The organism is Enteractinococcus helveticum (assembly GCF_020742345.1).
Taxonomy (GTDB): domain Bacteria; phylum Actinomycetota; class Actinomycetes; order Actinomycetales; family Micrococcaceae; genus Yaniella; species Yaniella helvetica_A.
Map to the genome: position 1 here is coordinate 1 of NZ_DYXC01000043.1, position 19,641 is coordinate 19,641.

A 19,641-nucleotide genomic window follows, 5' to 3' on the forward strand; every position below is an offset into this window, starting at 1 on the left:
CAGGATGTTCTTGATGCCCTGGCAGCAGCACACCAGCTGGGAACCACCATCCTGATGGTCACGCATGACCCGGTGTGTGCCGCCCGTGCCGATCGTATTGTGTATTTGCGCGACGGAGGCGTGGTGGATGAACTGTTCAGTTCCCACGATGACGCCGCGGCACGGGAAAACGCAGTTCGAACGTGGTTGAGCCACCAAGGCTTTTGAGTGCACTGCGAACTCGTATCCCCTCGGGGATGGCAAAATGTTGGAGCGCCACAAGATTTCCGGCTCCCAGCCTAAGACGCTGTGACCCAAAGACAGCAGGGTGAGTAATATTTAGGGATATTGAACAGAATTCTGGACAGGATGACATCATGTTGAATCACAATGTGATTTATATCGATGGGGTAGCCGCACCTTCGGGCTCCGTGACCGACACTGTGGACCAACTACAACACGACGGCGTTGCATGGCTGGACTTCGTCAAGCCCACCCCGCAAGAACTTGACCAGGTCAAGACTGCACTACAGCTCCATGAGCTTGCCATCCAAGACATTCTGCAGGGCCGTCAACGGCCAAAGATCGAAGCCTACGGCGCCACACAATTCATTGTGCTACGTCCGGCCAGGATTATAGACAACAGAGTGCAGACGGTGGAGTTCTACCTTTATATCGGACCCAACTTCATTATCACTGCACGGCATGAAGATTTCCCGGCCCTTGAGACAGCAGCACACCGGCTGATCGACGACCCCCATCTGGCTACCAGCCCCCAACACATCCAGCAAGTCGTTCTCGATACCATTTGCCACAGCTATAGACCAACAATGCTCTATCTCCGCGATGCCATTGACGACGTCGAAGAAGATATTCTGCTTGGCGAAGAGACTGCCCCGCACCGGGTCTATGAATTGCTGCGCGACATCATGAAGCTTCAACGCAGTGCTCACCCATTCTCCGATATCATCAATGATTTGCGTGAAGACCTCACAGGGGAATTGGACACCCATCTTCGCAGTCTAGAAGACCGGGCTCTTCGATTATCGGGGCAAGTCGATAGTTTCCGCGATGTGCTCACCGCGGGCTTACAACTCCATACTGCACTGTTAGGCGAACGGCAAAATGAAGAGATGGCCCGTATGACCGAGGCTGCCTATAACCAAGGCGAACAAGCCAAGAAAGTCTCAGCGTGGGCCGCGATCTTATTCACTCCCACGGTGATCGCCGGAATTTACGGCATGAACTTCCGCCAGATGCCGGGTCTAACCGATTCATACGGGTTTACGGTAGCGCTACTGGCCATGTTGGTCTCGTCAGTCACGCTGTATATCGTCTTCAAACGACAGCACTGGCTCTAAAGATGATGTATGCCAGTCTTGTCCTGCCAGCAGCATCTCGTTTTGAGTGGCCGCTCCACATAAGACCACGGCACTGTGCGCTTTTGATGGTGGATGTCATTCAACAATTCGGTCGTCATCCAGACATGGGCAGACACTGAACGATTCTGGTTCCCACAGCAGTAGATGGCGGGGCAAAGCCCAATACCAGTGCACAGAAGATGTGATTCTGGGGTACCGCAGGGCAAGAAGCTGTTCTCGTTTCATTCCAACTCGATATACTCGAAACAGGAGTGTTGAGCGCGCACCTGGCGACTGATCGCCATCATCTCCTAACATTCTTCGTCCAACCGAGATCGCTTTGACAGCGGAGCAAGAGGACCTCATGCAAGCACTGATCATTTATGAATCCGCGTGGGGCAACACCAAAGATATAGCCCAGGCAATTGGTCAAGGACTCGCCGAAGAGGACATCCACCTGCAACTCAGTGCGGTCCAAGACGCCCCTGCACTGCAACAGGTAGCGGTAGACCTCCTCGTGGTCGGCGCCCCGACCCATGCGTTTGGTCTGAGTCGAGAGTCCACGCGCGAAGATGCGCATCACCGGGGCGGCGCACTGATCAGCTCTGGAGTCCGGGAATGGCTCGACACTGGCCCCGTCGCGTTGACCGTGGCAACCTTCGATACCCACGTCCGGCACCCGAATCTGCCGGGGCATGCCAGTCGAAAAATCGCCAAGAAACTCAAGAAACTTGGGTGTACGGTGCTGACCGATCCGGAAAGTTTCAACGTCGACGACTATGACGGTCCACTATCACCAGGGGAACACGATCGTGCTCGCGCATGGGGCCACGAACTTGGGCGTCGCCTCATGGGCCGATATTACGATCACCAGCCCTAAACTTTGCATCGGTACGTGCACGGTGAGCTGTCGCGCCCCTCAGGATGGATGATTCGATGCGCGGCTCAAATATAACTAGCCAGATTGATGGACCCCTGACCCCCGCCGAGCTAAATGGCATCCACGCGTGGTGGCGGGCTGCAAACTATTTATCCGTCGGGCAAATCTATCTGCTGTCCAACCCGTTGCTGCACGAACCCCTACGGCCTGAACATATCAAACCCCGTTTGCTGGGTCACTGGGGCACCACCCCGGGCTTGAACTTCATCTACGCGCATCTTAATCGCGCCATCATCCAACGCCATCTGAACATGATCTATGTGATGGGCCCCGGTCATGGCGGTCCAGGCCCGGTCGCAGCCAGCTGGCTGGAGGGCACCTACAGCGAAACCTATCCAGAGGTCAGCCAAGACATCGACGGCATGCAAAAGCTGTTTCAACAATTCTCTTTTCCCGGGGGTATCCCCAGCCATGTGGCCCCGGAAACCCCTGGCTCTATCCATGAGGGCGGTGAATTGGGCTACGCCCTGTCCCATGCCTACGGTGCCGCTTTTGATAACCCTGATCTTATCGTGACGGCCGTGGTAGGAGATGGTGAAGCCGAAACCGGAGCACTGGCTACCGGCTGGCATTCCAATAAGTTTCTCAACCCCACCACCGATGGTGCGGTGTTGCCCATTTTGCATCTCAACGGTTACAAGATCGCCAATCCCACCATCTTGGCCCGGATTGATCGGGACGAGTTGGACGCCCTGCTGCGCGGATATGGACATACGCCATATTACGTTGAAGGCCAGGATCCAGAACAGATGCACCAGAACTTCGCCGGCACCCTGGACACCTGTCTGGAGGAAATCCACCAATTCCAACACCGTGCCCGTGAGCACGGCGAGATGACCAGGCCCAGGTGGCCGATGATCGTATTGCGGTCCCCCAAAGGATGGACCGGCCCCACCACCGTGGATGGCCACCAGGTTGAAGGCTCCTGGCGTTCCCACCAGGTGCCCTTCAGTGCAGCCCGGGAAAACGAGGATCACCGCAAGATCCTGGAAAACTGGTTACGTAGCTACCGTCCAGAAGAACTCTTTACCGCCACCGGTGCACCGGTGGAAGAGCTCCGCGGGCTCCGTCCTGAGGGTACACAACGGATGAGCGCTAACCCGCATGCCAATGGTGGATTGTTACTTCGGGATTTGCAGATGCCAGATTTCCGCGATTATGCAGTTGCGGTAGAACACCCAGGCACTGGACAGATCGAGGCAACCCGAGTGCTCGGACAGCTGCTGCGCGACGTGGTGTCCGCGAATATGCAGACCTTCCGAGTCTTCTCCCCAGACGAGAACAATTCCAACCGCCTGACGGCCATCCTGGAAGCCACCGATCGCACATGGAATGCCCAAATGCTCCCCGAGGATGATCACCTTGCTCACGACGGGAGGGTTATGGAAATCCTGTCTGAGCACACCTGTCAGGGTTGGTTGGAAGGTTACTTACTAACCGGCCGACATGGGTTCTTTTCGTGCTACGAGGCATTTATTCACATCGTAGATTCCATGTTCAACCAACACGCCAAATGGTTGGACACCACCAACGATATTTCCTGGCGTCAGCCGATTGCTTCACTCAATTATTTATTGACCTCTCATGTCTGGCGCCAAGACCATAACGGATTCTCCCATCAGGACCCCGGGTTTATTGACCACGTCCTGAATAAGAAACCCGAAGTCGTCCGCGTCTATCTGCCACCTGATGCCAACACGCTGCTATCCGTGGCTGACCACTGCCTCCGTAGCCGTCAATACGTCAATGTTATCGTCGCGGGCAAACAGCCACAGCTGCAATATCTGACCATGGACGACGCCATCGTCCATTGCGCTCAAGGCATCGGCACCTGGGACTGGGCCAGCACGCACCCGAACACCGAACCAGACGTCGTCATGGCATGTGCCGGTGACGTGCCGACCATGGAGACCCTGGCAGCAGTGGACCTGTTACGCAGCCATTTTCCGGATCTGGCCATCCGAGTCATCAACGTTGTTGATCTGCTACGACTACAACACGACGCTGTTGGTCCACACGGATTGCCAGACACTGACTTTGATGCACTCTTTACCACAGATCAGCCCGTAATCTTCGCCTACCACGGCTATCCGTGGCTCATTCATCGACTCACCTACCGACGCACCAACCACGGCAACTTCCACGTCCACGGCTATCAAGAAGAAGGCACCACGACCACCCCGTTTGATATGTGCGTGCTCAACCGGATCGACCGCTTCCACCTAGCGATCGCTGTGATTGACAGAGTGTCCCGACTCGAGAACGTATCTTCGGGTGCACGCAAAACATTCCAGGATGCCCTGATTGAGCATCACCGGTACATTCGTATCCACGGCGAGGATATGCCTGAGATCAAGAACTGGCAATGGCCAACTGCCCCAAAGTCGTCTATAGGACGGGCTGGAGGATTTTCTCACTAGCTCTGCATCGCGTCACTGCCTGTGAGGGCTCACCATTCGGGCTGGATTATTCGACGCGTTGGTCTTCAAAGTAAGAACACCAAGCCGGGAAGTACTTGTCAAAGTCTAGCCTTGTGGCTATCGACCACCAGTCTGGTGGTCTTTTTGCTCTACCAGGACATTGTCAAACCAATACAAACCAACACTGACTACAACGCTGTGCAAAACGTCAACATGCAGACCCGTGAAAATTATTCCCACACGTCAGTCACCGAGCTGGCTGATAGTAAAAGCCAGCAAGAACCCAGCAGAAGCGATCAGACCGGTCCAAGCATGGGTCCGTTCGAAAGCTTCAGGGATCATCGTATCGGACAACATCGTCAGAATCGCACCGGCAGCAAATGCGGTGATGACGCCCACGGTCTGAGCCGAGGCATCCCCCAGCAGCAGATAGCCCATCGCAGCCGCCAGTGCGCTAGCCACCGCGATACTACTCCAGACCCCAAATACGTACCGGGCACTGCGATCGGCTTGTTTCATTCCGGCAGCACTCGACAGCCCCTCAGGGAGGTTAGAAATAAACACCGCCGCAACCACAGCTGTGCTGACCCCACCGCCCCCGAGCAGACTCGCACCTAACACCACGGACTCTGGTACACCATCCAGCAGCGCACCGACGGCGATCGCTCGACCACTACCGGACTGGGAACTCTCGGTGGGCTGTTGGTTCTGGGACCGTTTGCGGTGCCGTGCGCCGAACCTGTCGAGCAGCTTATTGGCCAGCATGTAGGTGACCGCGCCACCAGCAAAACCGCCTACCACCGGGGCGACACCGGCACTGTCAGCAGCCTCCTGAACAAGATCAAATGCCAGAGCAGAGATTAATACCCCAGCACCGAAAGCCATCACTGCGGCAACAACTCGAGGGGGTACCTGAACAAACCATGCGATGGTTGCACCGATTACAAGCGCTGCACCAGCTAACAGTCCCCAGGCACCAGCCACGAGCGTACCCATGAGTGGATCGACTGAAGCGGTGACGATGAGCGAATATATCACTGGCCGGTTTTTCTTAACGCACTGCCCTTGTGTGCAGCGATATGTTCGGTCTTATCGCTTTTGATTTCGTATTGAGGCGTATCGTTTGAGGCGCGTCGAGTGTGGCCCTTATAGTCAAAATCTTCAGTGTGCACCTTGGTCACGGTGCCTGAGACTTGCCCGGCCTCAGAATTCCAGGTCACATGGTCTCCAACCTTGAATCGTTGAGCCACGTCCACTCCTTTCAACCATCGCGGAACGCGAACTTGATACGCACAATATCACCGTCGAAACCAAGTCTATAGACTCAGCTTTTCACTGCAGCCAATCCCCCAAAGAGCACGTATCAGGGGTCAATGTAATGCAAGAAGGTAGCGAAAGTCGTACACTCAAAACAACGACAACCGCTGGTTGAGTAAGGAAATGAGGCCCGGATGTGTCGTTGGCTTGCTTATCTTGGTTCATCAATACCGCTGGAAGATGTGCTGGTGCGCCCGAATCACTCGCTCATCGATCAGAGTCTGCATGCCCGACAGCTTTTCCTGCCCGGTGATCCGCTTGCAACCGTCTTCCTTGATAATGCTTTCCCAACGAATGGCGACGGGTACGGCATAGCGTGGGCAGGGCGCGCTGGAACCGTCGGGCAATACCGCCAAATCGGACCAGCCTGGGACAGCCTCAATCTTCAGCACCTTGCCGCGCAAATCGAAGCAGGATGTTTTCTCGCCCATGTCCGTGCAGCACCGGGACAGACGATTGCTGAACAGAACTGTCACCCTTTCGTTCACCAGAACTGGATGTTCCAACACAACGGCGAGATACCCAATTTTCCTGAAGTAAAACGAGAACTGACATTCGACGTCGACCCCAAACTGTACCCATCAATCCTTGGCAATGCTGACACCGAGGTGTGTTTCTACTTGGCCCTGACCTATGGCCTGGCACATGACCCGTTACAAGCTATGACACGGATGGTGGAGCGAGTTGAACGCGCTCGCGACAAACATAATATTGCCGCGCCTTTTCGTGCCACAATGTGCGCCTCTGATGGCCATCAATTGGTCGTGCTGCGCTGGGTAAGCCCCGATGTGGTGGGAGCTACTGCTCCGAGTCTCTATCATTCCTATGGACCCACCATGCTGCATACTGTCGACGGCGGCGCGGATACCCTACCTGATAACGCGCAGCTTGTCGTGTCCGAACCATTGGAGTTGCACTGGAGTACCCACGTGTGGAATGAAGTGCCCGCTGGATCGATTGGTATCTTTCGTCCAGAAATATCGCCGACTTTTACACCTGTCGACGTGGACTTCCAGCGCTAAATAGTGGTCGGCGCAGTGCGTATAGAGTTCGGCAATGTTCCTGTGCCAGCGATGCGCTTGGGTTCGACTGCCAAACGACCCGCAGATTGAACCACCGTGACATGGTGATCCGCTGAGTCAATCAGCGCAAAGAAGGGCACTGCCGATGACCGTCAACGCATATGTGAAACTTGTAGAGCCCAGTAATGACGTAAGTACAACGGTCATCGCCACAGAGGTTGTTTTTTACCGTGAGCTTCATATCGCATACAAGCCAGCCCCTGGTGGGATATAGTCTGAATATTTTGACTGTCTCAAGCCTTGTTGGCACAGTTGTGTTGGAAAGGTGCAAAGTATTCCACTGCCGATACAAGCGGAAAATGGGCCTGCCGGGCAAAACAAAACCTGCTGTGCAGATTGCAGAGCAGGTTTAATATTGGTGGAGCTTAGGGGATTCGAACCCCTGACCTCTTCCGTGCCACGGAAGCGCGCTACCAACTGCGCCAAAGCCCCTTATCAAGTTTTTATTGTTACCTCGCTGGGCAACAGATACTAGTATACATAGCTTTGTTTTGAAAACAAATTCCGCATGTCAGATCTAGCAGGTGATCTTAAACACTGGTTTGCGTCAGGGTAAATGATCCGTATGCACCCGAATTCGATTGCAAAACGTGTGCCTTGCAGTTGGCCAGTCGAGGAACGTTAGCATAGTCCTCATCGTCGTGACCGGTCAGTAAGTGCGCGGCAGCTCGAAGTGCGTTGCCGTGAGAAATAACCAGCAGCACGTCCACGGTATCCAACGCTTCTATGACAGCCTGGGCGGTACGGGTTCCTGATTCCCGTGGAGTTTCTCCTCCGACGGGGCCAGCATCGATATTGGGCAGACGAAATGCGGCATGTTCGTCGGGCCAGCGCTCCGAAATCTCGGTGTACAGCAGCCCTTCCCATTGTCCGCCCTGAGTTTCCTTCAGATTCTCATTGACCACAAAATCAAAGGCGCGGTCGCGACACATAATCTGGGCTGTTTCAACGGTCCGGAGCAGGGGTGAGACAATCGCTGCATCAAATTCAGTGTGCCCCCAGCGACGTGCGGCGGCCCTCGACTGGTCTCGTCCAGTGTCGTTCATCGGAACATCTTGTTGACCTTGAAAACGCCCTTGAGCATTCCAGTCAGTTTCACCATGTCGAAAAAAGACAAGAGTCTTCATGTCGAGGGTTCACCTATCTTATGTGAGAGTCTTCGTTAATCCGTCTTTGGCAGATCAATCTGTGGAGCATCAGACCAAAGACGATCCAGTGCATAGTTTTCGCGTTCTTCGTCATGTTGAACGTGAACTATGAAGTGCCCATAATCCAACAGTACCCACCGATTTTCCGATTCACCCTCGCGACGCGAAGGCTTCAGCTGGAGCTGTTCGCGTAATTGGTCTTCAATCTCATCAATAATGGATTTGACTTGTCGCTCTGTAGCAGCGGAGGCGAAGAAAAAAGCGTCGGTGATACCGAGGCGATCAGCAACATCTACTGCTGAGATATGTTCAGCCTGTCGAGTTGCTGCTGCTTTTGCTGCGATGTGCAACGCGTCCAGGGTTGGTTCGGGAACTACCACGAAACTCCTTCTAAGTTTAGCGAATCAGCAGAATGATGGCGGTGATCAGGGCGATGACGCCGATGGCAAAAACAATGGCTGACGACAGAACCATCCGGCGTTCTGGCGCTTCGAAAACTCTATCTTCGAGAGAATCCAGACCGTGAGCTTCAGTTGCCTCGACTGGTTCACCCGAACTTCGCTTGGCTGGTCGCTGTAATTCGCCAAGCAATTCAGCCGAAGGTACCGGTGCAGTCTGATCTGCTGCACGTTGGTCCACATCAAATGGACCGGTAATCATCGGTGGTGATTGAGCACGACGAGTACGCCGACGAGTCGCTTTCCGTGTAGCCGGTGTCGAAGGTTCGTCTGGTAGTTCAGCTGCCGGTTGCTGACTTTGAGCTATCGTGTCTTCGACGGCACCATGAGCCTTGGAGTCATGGTCCTCGAGATCTTCTTCTGGCTCGGGCTCAGACTCCGCAGGCTGGTCATTGGTGATGGTACCGACCGGTGCTGTCTGACCAGTGTCCTGTATGCCATCGGTATTCGAGGCTTCGTCATCATGTGCACTAGGCTGTTCGGATTCCTCGATGATCGCAATGGCTGCGGTCTCAAGATCCTGCAGTTCTCTTGATTTCTCGGCGAGCTCTTTTTGACGTCGCAGCATGGCTGGATCAATGACATTTGGATTGGCTTGACCCATTTCCAGGATTTCTTGAGTCAACCGTTCAGTTTCGGCTCGCAGGGCTGCCCGCCGAATCTCAATAGTGTCCAAACCAGACATGTCGGTAATTTCGACGGCAGATTCTGTGAAGGAATCCCCCATGGTCACTTCGATATTCTCGCCCGGTGCACCGTCTGGATCAACAGCTGCCTGCTGCGCTACAGCAGGCACGGTGATCGGAGGAGTCGAAGTCGACGTCGTCTGTGGTGCAGTTGCCCGACGAGCCGGTTTTGGTTCCGGTTTTTCTTGCTCGCGCTCTAGCCGAGCGATTTCAGCACGACGCTCGGCTGCCCGGCGCGCTTCAATTTCTCGTTTTTCACGACGAGATAGTGGTCGCTCAGCTGCCTTATCTGCGCCAGGCTTACTGATGATCGGAATCATACCGGTCGAAATGACTTCAGAATCAACGCGTCGGCGACGACGGGTGCCCGAGGGAGCATCAGCTACGGCACCATCGACGTCGGCGGGAGCATCAACGGGACGACCCGATGCACGACGCCCCAGAGAGGCTGTGTCGTCAATATCTGCGTCCTGGTTTTCCACTTGTTCTGTGGGCTCGTCACGGGCTGCTCGTGCCGCTCGTTGTTCGAGTTCTATTGCCCAACGCTGCGCTTCCTCGTCGCGCAGCTTTGCACGCTCTTCACGTTCGCGTTGTAAACGTAGCTCTCGGCGGGAGGGATAAGATTTACTCATCGGTGTCCTCCGGTCGATTGTTCAAAGATACGGTCGCATGACGTTCCACTGTTGGTCGTTGCATGTTGCCATGACGGTCTATATACAGACCATACTTTCCGATGTATTGCACCACCCCGTCGGGGACCAGATACCATACGGGTTTGCCTTCTGCCACACGTTCGCGGCAATCGGTCGATGAGATTGCCATCGCCGGGATTTGCATCAGCGAGACTTCTTCAGACAACCCATAGTCGGTGAGCTCATGGCCTGGCCGTGAGACACCAACAAAGTGTGCTTTACCCCAGAGCTGTTCGACGTTTTTCCACGTCATGATTTGTCCCATGGCATCAGCTCCGGTGATAAAGAACAGATCCGCATCCGGACGTAATTGCTGGATGTCATCCAGTGTATCGGCTGTATAGGTCTGACCGGGTCGATCAATATCGACCCGAGACACAGAAAACCGCGGATTTGATGCTGTAGCAATCACGGTCATCAAATAGCGGTGTTCTGCTGGGGAAACGTCCCGCTCTGTTTTTTGCCATGGTTGGCCGGTCGGGACGAACACAACTTCGTCCAGATCAAACTCTGCGGCCACTTCACTGGCTGCCACCAGGTGCCCGTGGTGAATGGGATCAAAAGTACCACCCATAATGCCCAGTCGGGTTCGGCGAGCAGGGGGCGTTTGCGGAGTTTGCGTCACAGTCAGTTGTTTAGCGCTTTGTGGTGGAGCCCTGCGCTGGCTGTGCGACGTCGGTGGAGGCCGGAGCGTCTGGGCGCAGCGCTACCGAACGCAGCGACATGATGGCCAACAGCAAGAACATCAGCGCGGCAAAAATCGCGATGCCGTAGACGATCGGGTTAACGGGTAGTTCGTTGACGACAGCTGCGTCTGCTGCTGCGAGGAACAGTTCCATGGATGAGTACTCCTGTATATGTCAATGTTGCTAGTAGATGAGCTTACCGAATTTTTGTGGCCGAATGGTCACGGTGTCGCCGGTTAGTGCCGGATTTGACCGTCGCCACGCAGAATCCACTTGGTTGAGGTTAATTCTTCTAACCCCATCGGTCCGCGAGCATGCAATTTTTGGGTTGAAATACCGATTTCAGCGCCCAAACCGAACTGTCCACCATCGGTAAATCGAGAAGAGGCGTTGACCATGACCACCGCGGCATCGACTTCGGCAATGTAGCGATCGGCGTTGGATACATTCTCGGTCACAATGACTTCGGTGTGACCGGTCGTATAGGTTTCAACGTGTTCGAGGGCCTCATCAATGTCGTTGACGATCTTGACGGACATCACCATGTCCAGCCACTCGGTGGACCAGTCTTCTTCAGTGGCCGCAACCGCGTCGGCTACCCAAGTGGCAGCAGTGGAATCTACGTGCAATACGACCCCGGCGTCTTGCAGAGCGGTGAGTACTTTGACACCGGTGTCCTGAGCGTCCTTGTGGATCAGCACAGTTTCGGCAGCATTACAGACCGATGGACGGTGGGTTTTGGAGTTGAATACGATGTCTACGGCTTTTTTCGGATCCGCAGATGCGTCAACAAAAACGTGTCCAACGCCAGCTCCGGTTTCGATAACCGGTACGGCCGCGTTTTCTACCACCGCACGAATCAGGCCCGGGCCACCACGTGGGATCAGCACATCGACTCCCCCGCGATAGGTCATCAGTGCGTTGGCACCTTCTCGACCGAGCTCATCGATGCCCTGGATCAGGTCAGCAGGTAGACCTTGGTCTTGCAGTGCCCCACGCAGGATGGCAATGGTGACGCCGTTGGTGGTTTCAGCGGCCGAACCGCCGCGAAGAAGCACCGCGTTACCGGATTTGATACCGATACCGGCAATATCCACGGTCACGTTCGGACGAGCCTCATAGATCGCTCCGACCACCCCCAACGGCACACGCACCTGTTGCAAACGGATTCCGTTGGGCAGATTATTGCCACGGACCAGATTGCCAATCGGGTCCGGCAGGGCGGCCAGCTCACCAAGGGCAGACACGAGACCATCAATGCGGTCATCAGTGAGTGCCAGACGGTCAAGCAATGCGGGGGCAATATTCTCGGCCTTGCCACGTTCAAGATCGGTGGCGTTGGCTGCCAAAATTTTGTCGCGATTGGTATCAATAGCAGCAGCCATGGCGTGCAAGGCAGCGTCTTTATCGGCGCGTGAAGCACCGGCTAACGCTTTTTGTGCTTTGCGACCCGCCTGGGTGATCGCTGCGATCTGTTGGGTCACGGAATCTAGTTGAGCGGTCATAATTCGATTCTAGCCGGTGTGTTAACTGGTCAGTGTTGTCTGCTTCACGATGACCGTGTCATCGGTGTGGATAACTACCCGGTCATACTCCGGTCCGAGTTCATCGCGCAATTGTCGAGTCGATTTACCGACCATGGCGGGCAGTTCTGTTACCGAGTAGTTGGTCAGTCCGCGGGCGATCACGGTGCCTTGACTGTTGGTGATTTCTACGACGTCACCGGCTTCAAAGGTGCCAGAAACACCGATCAGACCGGCAGGTAGCAAGGAACGGTGACGCACGGTGATGGCTTCGGCTGCGCCGTCATCAATCATAATGCTACCGCGCGAGATGGCCATGTGTTCCAGCCACGCATTGCGTGCGGATTTACGTTCCCCACGGGATGCGAACCAGGTGCCAATGTCTTGGCCATCAATGGCAGCCTGAGCGTTTTCGGCCGAGGTCAAAAACGTTGGGATGCCGGCATCCGTAGCGATTGAGGCGGCTTGGAGTTTAGTAACCATGCCCCCGGTGCCAATTGATGAGCCGGAATCTCCCACCGAAATATGGGCCAGGTTGGCTTCTGCTGAGACATTGGCAATACGGCGGGCGCCAGGCTGGGTTGGTGGCCCGTCATAGAGGGCGTCTACATCTGAGAGCATGAATAGCACATCGGCTTTGATGACAGCGGCGACCAACGATGCCAGCCGGTCGTTATCGCCAAACCGGATTTCGTGGGTGGCTACGGCATCATTCTCATTGACGACGGGCAATACTCCGAGGTTCAACAGGCGGTTGAGTGATCGAAAAGCGTTGTTGTACTGGGTGCGGCGCATGAGATCTTCTGCGGTCAGCAGCACCTGGGCGACACTGATTGAGTGTTTCCAGAACGATTCTGTGTACTGGGCCATGAGGCGACTTTGTCCTACCGCGGCAGCAGCCTGCTGAGTGGCTAGATCTTTGGGGCGTTTATCGAGTCCTAGTGGTCGAAAACCTGCGGCAATGGCGCCTGAGGAGACTAACACCACTTGTGCGCCGTCATGATAGAGCTGGCTTACCACGCGGGTTAGCGTGTCGATGGCCGGGACTGAGACACCGCCTTGGCCGTCGGTGAGCGACGAGGACCCAATTTTGACGACGATGCGTCGGGCATCACGTAATTTGGTGCGATCAGTAACCGGATTGGGCATAGACAGGTTTGGGGTGGACACGAGGTGCTTTCTTGAGGTGGTCTATTCGTTGTCGGAGTCGTAGTCGGTCCACAGTCCGGAACGGCGTTCTTTTTCCATTTCGGCGCGTGTTGCAGCCCGAGCAGCTTTCCGGTCGGCGTAGTCTTGGCGTTTTTCTTCGCGGGTTGGTCGCTGGCGGTTTTCCAACCGTGGGTCGGCGCCGCGTGGGCCGGTGAGGTGTTCGGCACCGGTGGTCATGGTGGGTTCCCAGTCAAAGACCACACCGGATTCGTCGTCACCGATGACTACGGCATCACCGGGGCGGGCACCTGCTGCAAATAGGGCTTTTTCTATGCCAAGACGTTCGAGCCGATCTGCCAGGTAGCCAACGGCTTCGTCATTATCGAAGTTGGTTTGGTCCACCCAGCGTTCGGGTTTGTCACCGCGAATCCGAAACAGTGGTTTTAGGCTGCGTTCTTCTTGGGTGAGGCTGAATTCTTTTGGCCGGCCGCGACGGCGGCGGGCCGGTTGGATTGTAATGGTCTGTGCTAGATCCTGTTGTGCTGTGGCGGCATCGGCGAGCTGTTGACGCGCTTCGGTGACCAAGTCCGCCATCGCGTATTTTAGTTCGTCCAACCCTTTGCGGCTGACCGCGGAGATTTCAAAGACGCGTAGGCCGCGTGATTCGAGTTCGGCACGGGTCATATCGGCCATGGCTTGACCATCGGGCAGGTCCGTTTTGTTGATGGCCACCAGTTGTGGTCGCTCATTGAGTGGAATGAGTTGTTCGCCGGCTTCGGTCAAGATGGGTTCTACCGCATAGGCGGAGAGTTCTTTTTCCAACGCGTCGTAGTCGGAGATCGGGTCGCGATCCGATTCTAGTGTTCCGGCGTCTAGCACGTGGACCAGCGCATGGGTGCGTTCTACGTGGCGCAAGAATTCCAGACCGAGTCCTTTGCCTTCCGAGGCACCCGGAATCAGACCGGGTACATCGGCTACGGTGAAGCGGATGCCACCGGCGTCTACGACTCCAAGGTTCGGGACGAGGGTTGTGAACGGATAGTCAGCGATCTTTGGGCGCGCAGCCGAGATGGCGGCTATCAATGATGACTTCCCGGCCGAGGGGAATCCCACCAGGGCAATATCCGCCACGGTTTTGAGTTCCAGCACGACGCTGCGCTCTTCGCCGGGAATACCCAGCAGCGCAAAGCCGGGAGCTTTGCGTTTGGGTGAGGCCAGTGCGGCATTGCCTGCTCCGCCGGTCCCACCTTCGGCGATGATGACTTCTTCGCCCGCTGTAACCATGTCGTGCAAGATGTTGCCGTCGGTGTCTTTGATGACCGTGCCCACTGGGACGGGCATGTAAAGGTTTTCGCCGTTTTTGCCGTGTTGTAGATCGCCACGCCCGGGTTCACCATTGGTGGCTTTGCGGTGGGGCTGGTGGTGGTAGTCCAGCAGGGTGGTGACATCGGGGTCAGCAACGAGTACGACGTTGCCACCGTGGCCACCGTTACCGCCGTCGGGTCCACCCAGGGGTTTGAATTTTTCACGGCGCACGGAGGTTTCCCCGTGTCCACCGTTTCCTGCGGTGGCGTGCACGGTCACACGATCAATGAATTGTGACAATTGGGTTCCTCCGGCGTTGTTGTGGTGAAAACTCAAAGCGGGGGCGGACCAGGGACGGTCCGCCCCCGCTGGAGCGTGATAAGGCGGTTTTCGTCTTAGGCTTCAGCCGGGACGATGTTCACAACTTTGCGACCGCGACGGCTACCGAATTCAACGGCACCACCTTCGAGTGCGAACAGGGTGTAGTCTTTGCCGACACCCACGTTACGGCCCGGGTGGTATTTGGTACCGCGCTGGCGCACAAGAATTTCACCTGCGTTGACGACCTGGCCACCGAAACGTTTGATCCCAAGATACTGGGGGTTTGAGTCACGACCGTTACGTGTGGAACTAGCACCTTTTTTTGTTGCCATGAGTTAAATCCTTTACGAGTTGATCCGAAAACTAGTTTACTTGATTTCGGTGATCTTCACGCGGGTCAGGTCCTGGCGGTGACCCTGGCGTTTCTTGTAACCGGTCTTGTTCTTATATTTCTGGATAACAATTTTTTTACCACGGGTGTGCTCAAGCACCTCGGCGGTTACTGTGACCTTATCCAGATCTTTTTTATCTGAGGTGATCTTGTCACCATCGACCAGCATCAGGGCTGGCAGTTCAATTGAGCTGCCGACTTCTGCTGCCTGGCGGTCAAGGACCACCAAGTCTCCTTCAGAGACTTTTTCCTGGCGTCCGCCAGCGCGTACAATCGCGTATGCCATTTGGACTCACTTCTCTCGACGTTAATCAAAAAATGTATTCAGCTGTTTAAACACCTGAGGGTCTTGGCTCACGAGACAAGTTGCCGATATGGGACACCAACTGCCAGGTTTCACAGCACCAAACAGGTAGTCTATCGTTTTTCGTCTCATGAGCCAAATTGATCATCAGCCTGCCGTGCCCGGCGAGATTGATCATCAGCCTGCCGTGCCCGGCGAGGAGATATCCTCCGCCGAGACACCAACCCCCAGAATTGCTGATGACTTCACAGGTTTCTCAGCCTTCTTCGGCTGATCCTCAACACTGGCCGCAAAGGTTTTACCCTGCGGTTCAGGCGCATCGGTGGCCTGCTGGATCTTGGTGGCGCCGGTAGCCGATGAGGCGGCCCGACGACGTTTCTTGGCAGCCGATTGACTCTGCGTCTCCTCGTGATGAGGCGCTGTCGACTGCTGTGACGCCTGCTGTTGTTGCGTCTTGGGTTTATCTGCCTGCTCAGCGGCCGAGGAAGACTGTTTGGCGCTTTGACCGCCGGTTTGGCCTGCCGAACCCTGCGGAGCGACCGCACGACGACGCTTGCGTGATGAGCGCGAACTACGCTGTCCGCCATCTGCACCAGTTGAGTGGTCTGCGTTGTCTGATGCTGGCTGCTGTTTGGCAGATTTCTCCTGATCATGATGTTCATCACGCGGCGTGTCTTGTGAGGTATCATCGGCGCGCCGGTTCGAACGGCCACGGTCACTTCTGCGACGACGGCGCGATGATCCGTGCGAGGATTCGTCGGCGTCAGCAGTGCGCTGTTTAGTGTTCGCAGCATCCTGTTGAGCGTCCCCATTGTCCTTATTGGTGGTGGCCGCAGCGATTGAGGCTATAGCGTTCCGAGTCTGCTCGGCCTTCTCGTGGTGGCCATCATCCTGCTGCTGGGGTTGTTGTTGCTGCTCGTCACCCTGGTGATCTTTCGACTGACGACGGCGACTACGACGCGTGCCAGCTTCTCCCCCACGACGACGCTGCGATGACGAAGACTCATAGGGCTTACCGCGCTCAATTGGCTCATCGTGGACAATAATTCCGCGACCTGCACAGTGCTCACAGGTGTGTGAGAAGACTTCAACTAATCCGGTGCCCATGCGTTTGCGGGTCATCTGAACCAAACCCAGTGAGGTCACTTCGGCAACCTGATGGCGTGACCGGTCTCGACCTAAGCATTCGACCAGACGACGCACCACGAGGTCACGGTTGGATTCCAAGACCATATCAATGAAGTCGATCACGATGATGCCACCGATATCGCGCAAGCGGAGTTGGCGGACAATTTCTTCGGCCGCTTCCAAGTTATTCTTGGTCACGGTTTCTTCCAGGTTGCCCCCGGAGCCCGTGAATTTACCGGTATTGACGTCCACCACGGTCATGGCTTCAGTGCGGTCAAAGACTAATGACCCACCCGATGGCAGGTTGACCTTGCGATCCAGGGCCTTGTGCAATTGTTCATCGATGCGGTAATGCCCAAAGAGGTCGGCACCATTGAATGCCTTTGGATCCCACTGTTCCAGTCGATCCACCAGATCTGGGGCCACGTAAGTGACATAGGCCTGGATCTTATCCCACACCGCTTCGCCTTCGACCAGCATTTTGGTGAAGTCTTCATTGAATACATCGCGCACCACTTTGATCGTCAAATCCGGTTCGGAGTGCAACAGTTCTGGTGCTAAGACTTTATTCGACTTGGATTGTGCTTCGATCTCTTCCCACTGCTTACGCAGCCGGTTGATGTCGTTGAGCAGTTCCTCTTCGGAAATGCCCTCGGCTGCGGTGCGAACGATCACACCGGTCTTATTCGGCAAATTTTCTTTCAGGATCGCCTTGAGACGATTGCGTTCGGTATCGGGCAGTTTACGGGAGATACCGGTCATCGAACCGCCTGGCACATACACCAGGTACCGGCCGGGCAGTGAGATCTGTGAGGTAAGGCGGGCACCCTTGTGGCCAACCGGGTCTTTGGTCACCTGCACGAGGACGGAGTCACCAGATTTCAGGGCATTTTCAATTTTTTTAGCCTTGCCATCCAGCTGGGCGGTATCCCAGTTGACTTCACCGGCATACAGTACCGCATTGCGGCCACGGCCGATATCCACGAATGCCGCTTCCATCGATGGAAGTACGTTTTGTACCTTGCCCAGGTACACATTGCCAATCAACGAATCCTGTTGGGTATTCGAGACAAAGTGTTCAGCGAACACGCCATCTTCTAAAACAGCAATCTGAATGCGTGTGTCATGTTGGCGAACCAGCATCTTGCGTTCTACGGATTCCCGACGGGCCAGGAATTCAGCCTCAGACACCACGGTGTTCCGTTGGCGACCGCGGCGTGTTGAACGACGACGTTGCCGTTTGGCTTCTAGACGGGTCGACCCCCGCAGCGAGGTCACCTCATTTGGCCCAGAGGTGGAGGCTTGGCGTGGGGCACGCACGCGGGTTACGGTATCTTCCGGATCGCCCTCACCACCGCCGTCCATTTCTAAATCGACGTTGCCACGGCGACGTCGACGACGTCGGTGCGACACCGGCTGATCCTCATCCATAGGCCGGTGGCGTTCTGCATCGCGTTTGCCGCGCGTCGAGCGTTTATTGTCCTCGCGAGTGTCTTCATCGGCTTCGCGGTCCTGCTGGTCGGCGTCGTGCCGGTCGTCTCGCTGTTTACGATTATTGCGCTGCTGTCGCTTAGTATTTTCGCGTTGTCGGTCATCACGGGACCGGTCGTCGTGATCTTCTTCACGCACGGGTTTCTTGCGACGAACGGGAACATGCGAATAGTCGGGGGCTTGAAAGAGTAACCCCGTAGGATCATTGGGCAATGGTGTGCCCGCAACAGGTGAAGCCTGCGTATATTGAGTTTGTTCTTGAGTTTTATTGGCAGCTGGCATGCTGCGCCTCCCGGACCTAGCCGTGATCCGCACTCATCACGGGTAGGCCAAATCCGATTGCGCGTAGGCCATAGCGGCTGCTACGCACTACGAAAAAGCCTAAAATGAACCGGTCATTACCGGAGCCAGCAGAAGCATACAAGACGATTCAAAAACTTCAAGAGCTTACGTCGAGGGATTCAACATATTTCATTCACAATGGAATCAACCTTCGCAACCGCAAGCCATAAAGCTTCCGCAGGACCCATCGAGTGTGCGTGCACGATGTGGTCTCCACCATTGTGACATACTTTTGGCCAAAACCCGTTATTCTGTGCTCACACTCAGCCGACGGCTCTATACTTGGCCGCGTGAATACCGCTCTAAACAACCCTTCTGACACCGAAGAACAACCCTGGTACGCGTCCAGTTTCGGCACCGCAATGGTGCTGCTGATAAGCGGCATTATCGGGCTGATTGCAACGTTAGTGTTGACTTATGAACGCGTGCAACTGTGGATGAATCCCGACCACGTCACCTCGTGTGACATCAGTGTTTGGGCGTCTTGCGGAACAGTCATGCAGTCCTGGCAGGCCAGCTTATTCGGGTTTTCGAACCAGTTCATCGGCATCGTAGGGTTTACGATTGTCATCACCATTGCCATGGCGATTTTTGGTGGCGCCCGGTTTGTGAACTGGTGGTGGCATGCAACCTCAATTGGGCTTGGACTTGCCATGGTCTTCTGCCTGTGGTTATGGACCCAAGCCGTGTATGTCATCAACACGCTGTGCATCTACTGCATCATCGTGTGGGCCGTGACCATCCCGGCTGCGGTACTCATCTTTGCGCGAAATGTCTCGCAGGACTTGATCAAAGTCACACCGCGGACGAAGATGATCATCACAACGGCCACCTGGCCGACGATCATTGTGCTCTATATGGTGATCGCTGGATCAATCCTGCTGCGTTTTGGCGAAGCAATGTTTTAGGACCGTGTAA

General features: G+C 55.4%; 18 protein-coding genes, 1 tRNA gene and 1 pseudogene. 6 read left to right on the top strand and 14 right to left on the bottom strand.

What is annotated here, in order from left to right; all coding sequences use genetic code 11:
• The 4 genes and pseudogenes from K8V32_RS03330 to K8V32_RS03345 all read left to right on the top strand — a co-directional run.
• A pseudogene (locus tag K8V32_RS03330) lies at window positions 1-207 on the top strand (ABC transporter ATP-binding protein); the annotation flags it as partial.
• A gap of 149 nt (window positions 208-356) precedes the next feature.
• Window positions 357-1,340 carry a CorA family divalent cation transporter gene (locus tag K8V32_RS03335; protein ID WP_303902859.1) on the top strand — a complete coding sequence of 328 codons (984 nt, stop codon included), beginning with the start codon at window positions 357-359 and terminating at the stop codon, window positions 1,338-1,340.
• Between the two features lie 364 nt (window positions 1,341-1,704).
• Window positions 1,705-2,220 carry a flavodoxin family protein gene (locus tag K8V32_RS03340; protein WP_303902864.1) on the top strand — a complete coding sequence of 172 codons (516 nt, stop codon included), beginning with the start codon at window positions 1,705-1,707 and terminating at the stop codon, window positions 2,218-2,220.
• Between the two features lie 56 nt (window positions 2,221-2,276).
• Window positions 2,277-4,700 carry a phosphoketolase family protein gene (locus K8V32_RS03345; RefSeq protein WP_303902867.1) on the top strand — a complete coding sequence of 808 codons (2,424 nt, stop codon included), beginning with the start codon at window positions 2,277-2,279 and terminating at the stop codon, window positions 4,698-4,700.
• A gap of 243 nt (window positions 4,701-4,943) precedes the next feature.
• Here K8V32_RS03345 and K8V32_RS03350 read toward each other — a convergent pair whose 3' ends face one another.
• Both K8V32_RS03350 and K8V32_RS03355 read right to left on the bottom strand, forming a co-directional pair.
• Window positions 4,944-5,696: a ZIP family metal transporter gene (locus tag K8V32_RS03350; protein ID WP_303902921.1), complete on the bottom strand. Its 753-nt coding sequence runs from the start codon at window positions 5,694-5,696 to the stop codon at window positions 4,944-4,946.
• Window positions 5,697-5,734: 38 nt separating this feature from the next.
• Window positions 5,735-5,950 (bottom strand): hypervirulence associated TUDOR domain-containing protein, encoded by a 216-nt coding sequence (locus tag K8V32_RS03355; RefSeq protein ID WP_303902871.1) that lies wholly within the window; start codon window positions 5,948-5,950, stop codon window positions 5,735-5,737.
• Window positions 5,951-6,151: 201 nt separating this feature from the next.
• Here K8V32_RS03355 and K8V32_RS03360 point away from each other — a divergent pair, with 201 nt between their 5' ends.
• On the top strand, window positions 6,152-7,039 hold the full coding sequence (locus K8V32_RS03360; RefSeq protein WP_303902874.1) for a class II glutamine amidotransferase: 888 nt from the start codon (window positions 6,152-6,154) through the stop codon (window positions 7,037-7,039).
• Window positions 7,040-7,455: 416 nt separating this feature from the next.
• Here K8V32_RS03360 and K8V32_RS03365 read toward each other — a convergent pair.
• From K8V32_RS03365 to K8V32_RS03420, 12 genes are all read right to left on the bottom strand, one after another.
• Window positions 7,456-7,531: transfer RNA gene (locus K8V32_RS03365), tRNA-Ala, on the bottom strand.
• A 98-nt stretch (window positions 7,532-7,629) separates the two neighbouring features.
• A complete protein-coding gene (locus K8V32_RS03370; protein ID WP_303902877.1) occupies window positions 7,630-8,226 on the bottom strand; it encodes a histidine phosphatase family protein in 597 nt (198 codons plus the stop codon).
• Window positions 8,227-8,261: 35 nt separating this feature from the next.
• Window positions 8,262-8,627 carry a ribosome silencing factor gene (gene rsfS / locus K8V32_RS03375; RefSeq protein ID WP_303902880.1) on the bottom strand — a complete coding sequence of 122 codons (366 nt, stop codon included), beginning with the start codon at window positions 8,625-8,627 and terminating at the stop codon, window positions 8,262-8,264.
• 16 nt (window positions 8,628-8,643) lie between these two features.
• Window positions 8,644-10,023 carry a hypothetical protein gene (locus tag K8V32_RS03380; protein WP_303902883.1) on the bottom strand — a complete coding sequence of 460 codons (1,380 nt, stop codon included), beginning with the start codon at window positions 10,021-10,023 and terminating at the stop codon, window positions 8,644-8,646.
• On the bottom strand, window positions 10,016-10,708 hold the full coding sequence (nadD, locus tag K8V32_RS03385) for a nicotinate-nucleotide adenylyltransferase (protein WP_524536680.1): 693 nt from the start codon (window positions 10,706-10,708) through the stop codon (window positions 10,016-10,018). The genes K8V32_RS03380 and nadD overlap by 8 nt, the downstream gene beginning before the upstream one ends.
• A 10-nt stretch (window positions 10,709-10,718) precedes the next feature.
• Window positions 10,719-10,922 (bottom strand): hypothetical protein, encoded by a 204-nt coding sequence (locus tag K8V32_RS03390; RefSeq protein ID WP_303902886.1) that lies wholly within the window; start codon window positions 10,920-10,922, stop codon window positions 10,719-10,721.
• 83 nt (window positions 10,923-11,005) lie between these two features.
• A complete protein-coding gene (locus K8V32_RS03395; protein ID WP_303902889.1) occupies window positions 11,006-12,274 on the bottom strand; it encodes a glutamate-5-semialdehyde dehydrogenase in 1,269 nt (422 codons plus the stop codon).
• A 21-nt stretch (window positions 12,275-12,295) separates the two neighbouring features.
• Complete coding sequence (gene proB / locus K8V32_RS03400; protein ID WP_303902927.1) at window positions 12,296-13,441, bottom strand: glutamate 5-kinase; 1,146 nt, start codon at window positions 13,439-13,441, stop codon at window positions 12,296-12,298.
• 42 nt (window positions 13,442-13,483) lie between these two features.
• Window positions 13,484-15,046 carry a GTPase ObgE gene (gene obgE, locus K8V32_RS03405; RefSeq protein WP_303902892.1) on the bottom strand — a complete coding sequence of 521 codons (1,563 nt, stop codon included), beginning with the start codon at window positions 15,044-15,046 and terminating at the stop codon, window positions 13,484-13,486.
• 95 nt (window positions 15,047-15,141) lie between these two features.
• Window positions 15,142-15,399 (bottom strand): 50S ribosomal protein L27, encoded by a 258-nt coding sequence (rpmA, locus tag K8V32_RS03410; RefSeq protein WP_043058403.1) that lies wholly within the window; start codon window positions 15,397-15,399, stop codon window positions 15,142-15,144.
• Window positions 15,400-15,435: 36 nt separating this feature from the next.
• On the bottom strand, window positions 15,436-15,744 hold the full coding sequence (gene rplU, locus K8V32_RS03415; RefSeq protein ID WP_043058404.1) for a 50S ribosomal protein L21: 309 nt from the start codon (window positions 15,742-15,744) through the stop codon (window positions 15,436-15,438).
• A gap of 195 nt (window positions 15,745-15,939) precedes the next feature.
• Complete coding sequence (locus K8V32_RS03420; RefSeq protein WP_303902899.1) at window positions 15,940-18,663, bottom strand: Rne/Rng family ribonuclease; 2,724 nt, start codon at window positions 18,661-18,663, stop codon at window positions 15,940-15,942.
• A 350-nt stretch (window positions 18,664-19,013) separates the two neighbouring features.
• Here K8V32_RS03420 and K8V32_RS03425 point away from each other — a divergent pair, with 350 nt between their 5' ends.
• The gene (locus K8V32_RS03425) at window positions 19,014-19,631 is read left to right on the top strand and encodes a vitamin K epoxide reductase family protein (protein ID WP_303902902.1); all 618 of its coding nucleotides are present in this window, start codon (window positions 19,014-19,016) and stop codon (window positions 19,629-19,631) included.
• The last annotated feature ends 10 nt before the right edge of the window (window positions 19,632-19,641 follow it).

What these genes read in the sequence shown, in the direction of transcription:
- K8V32_RS03335 (WP_303902859.1), top strand. Translation starts at nt 357, where the DNA reads ATGTTGAATCACAATGTGATTTATATCGATGGGGTAGCCGCACCTTCG.
- K8V32_RS03340 (WP_303902864.1), top strand. Translation starts at nt 1,705, where the DNA reads ATGCAAGCACTGATCATTTATGAATCCGCGTGGGGCAACACCAAAGAT.
- K8V32_RS03345 (WP_303902867.1), top strand. Translation starts at nt 2,277, where the DNA reads ATGCGCGGCTCAAATATAACTAGCCAGATTGATGGACCCCTGACCCCC.
- K8V32_RS03350 (WP_303902921.1), bottom strand. Translation starts at nt 5,696, where the DNA reads ATGGGTACGCTCGTGGCTGGTGCCTGGGGACTGTTAGCTGGTGCAGCG.
- K8V32_RS03360 (WP_303902874.1), top strand. Translation starts at nt 6,152, where the DNA reads ATGTGTCGTTGGCTTGCTTATCTTGGTTCATCAATACCGCTGGAAGAT.
- K8V32_RS03370 (WP_303902877.1), bottom strand. Translation starts at nt 8,226, where the DNA reads ATGAAGACTCTTGTCTTTTTTCGACATGGTGAAACTGACTGGAATGCT.
- K8V32_RS03380 (WP_303902883.1), bottom strand. Translation starts at nt 10,023, where the DNA reads ATGAGTAAATCTTATCCCTCCCGCCGAGAGCTACGTTTACAACGCGAA.
- K8V32_RS03390 (WP_303902886.1), bottom strand. Translation starts at nt 10,922, where the DNA reads ATGGAACTGTTCCTCGCAGCAGCAGACGCAGCTGTCGTCAACGAACTA.
- K8V32_RS03395 (WP_303902889.1), bottom strand. Translation starts at nt 12,274, where the DNA reads ATGACCGCTCAACTAGATTCCGTGACCCAACAGATCGCAGCGATCACC.
- proB (WP_303902927.1), bottom strand. Translation starts at nt 13,441, where the DNA reads ATGCCCAATCCGGTTACTGATCGCACCAAATTACGTGATGCCCGACGC.
- rpmA (WP_043058403.1), bottom strand. Translation starts at nt 15,399, where the DNA reads ATGGCAACAAAAAAAGGTGCTAGTTCCACACGTAACGGTCGTGACTCA.
- rplU (WP_043058404.1), bottom strand. Translation starts at nt 15,744, where the DNA reads ATGGCATACGCGATTGTACGCGCTGGCGGACGCCAGGAAAAAGTCTCT.
- K8V32_RS03420 (WP_303902899.1), bottom strand. Translation starts at nt 18,663, where the DNA reads ATGCCAGCTGCCAATAAAACTCAAGAACAAACTCAATATACGCAGGCT.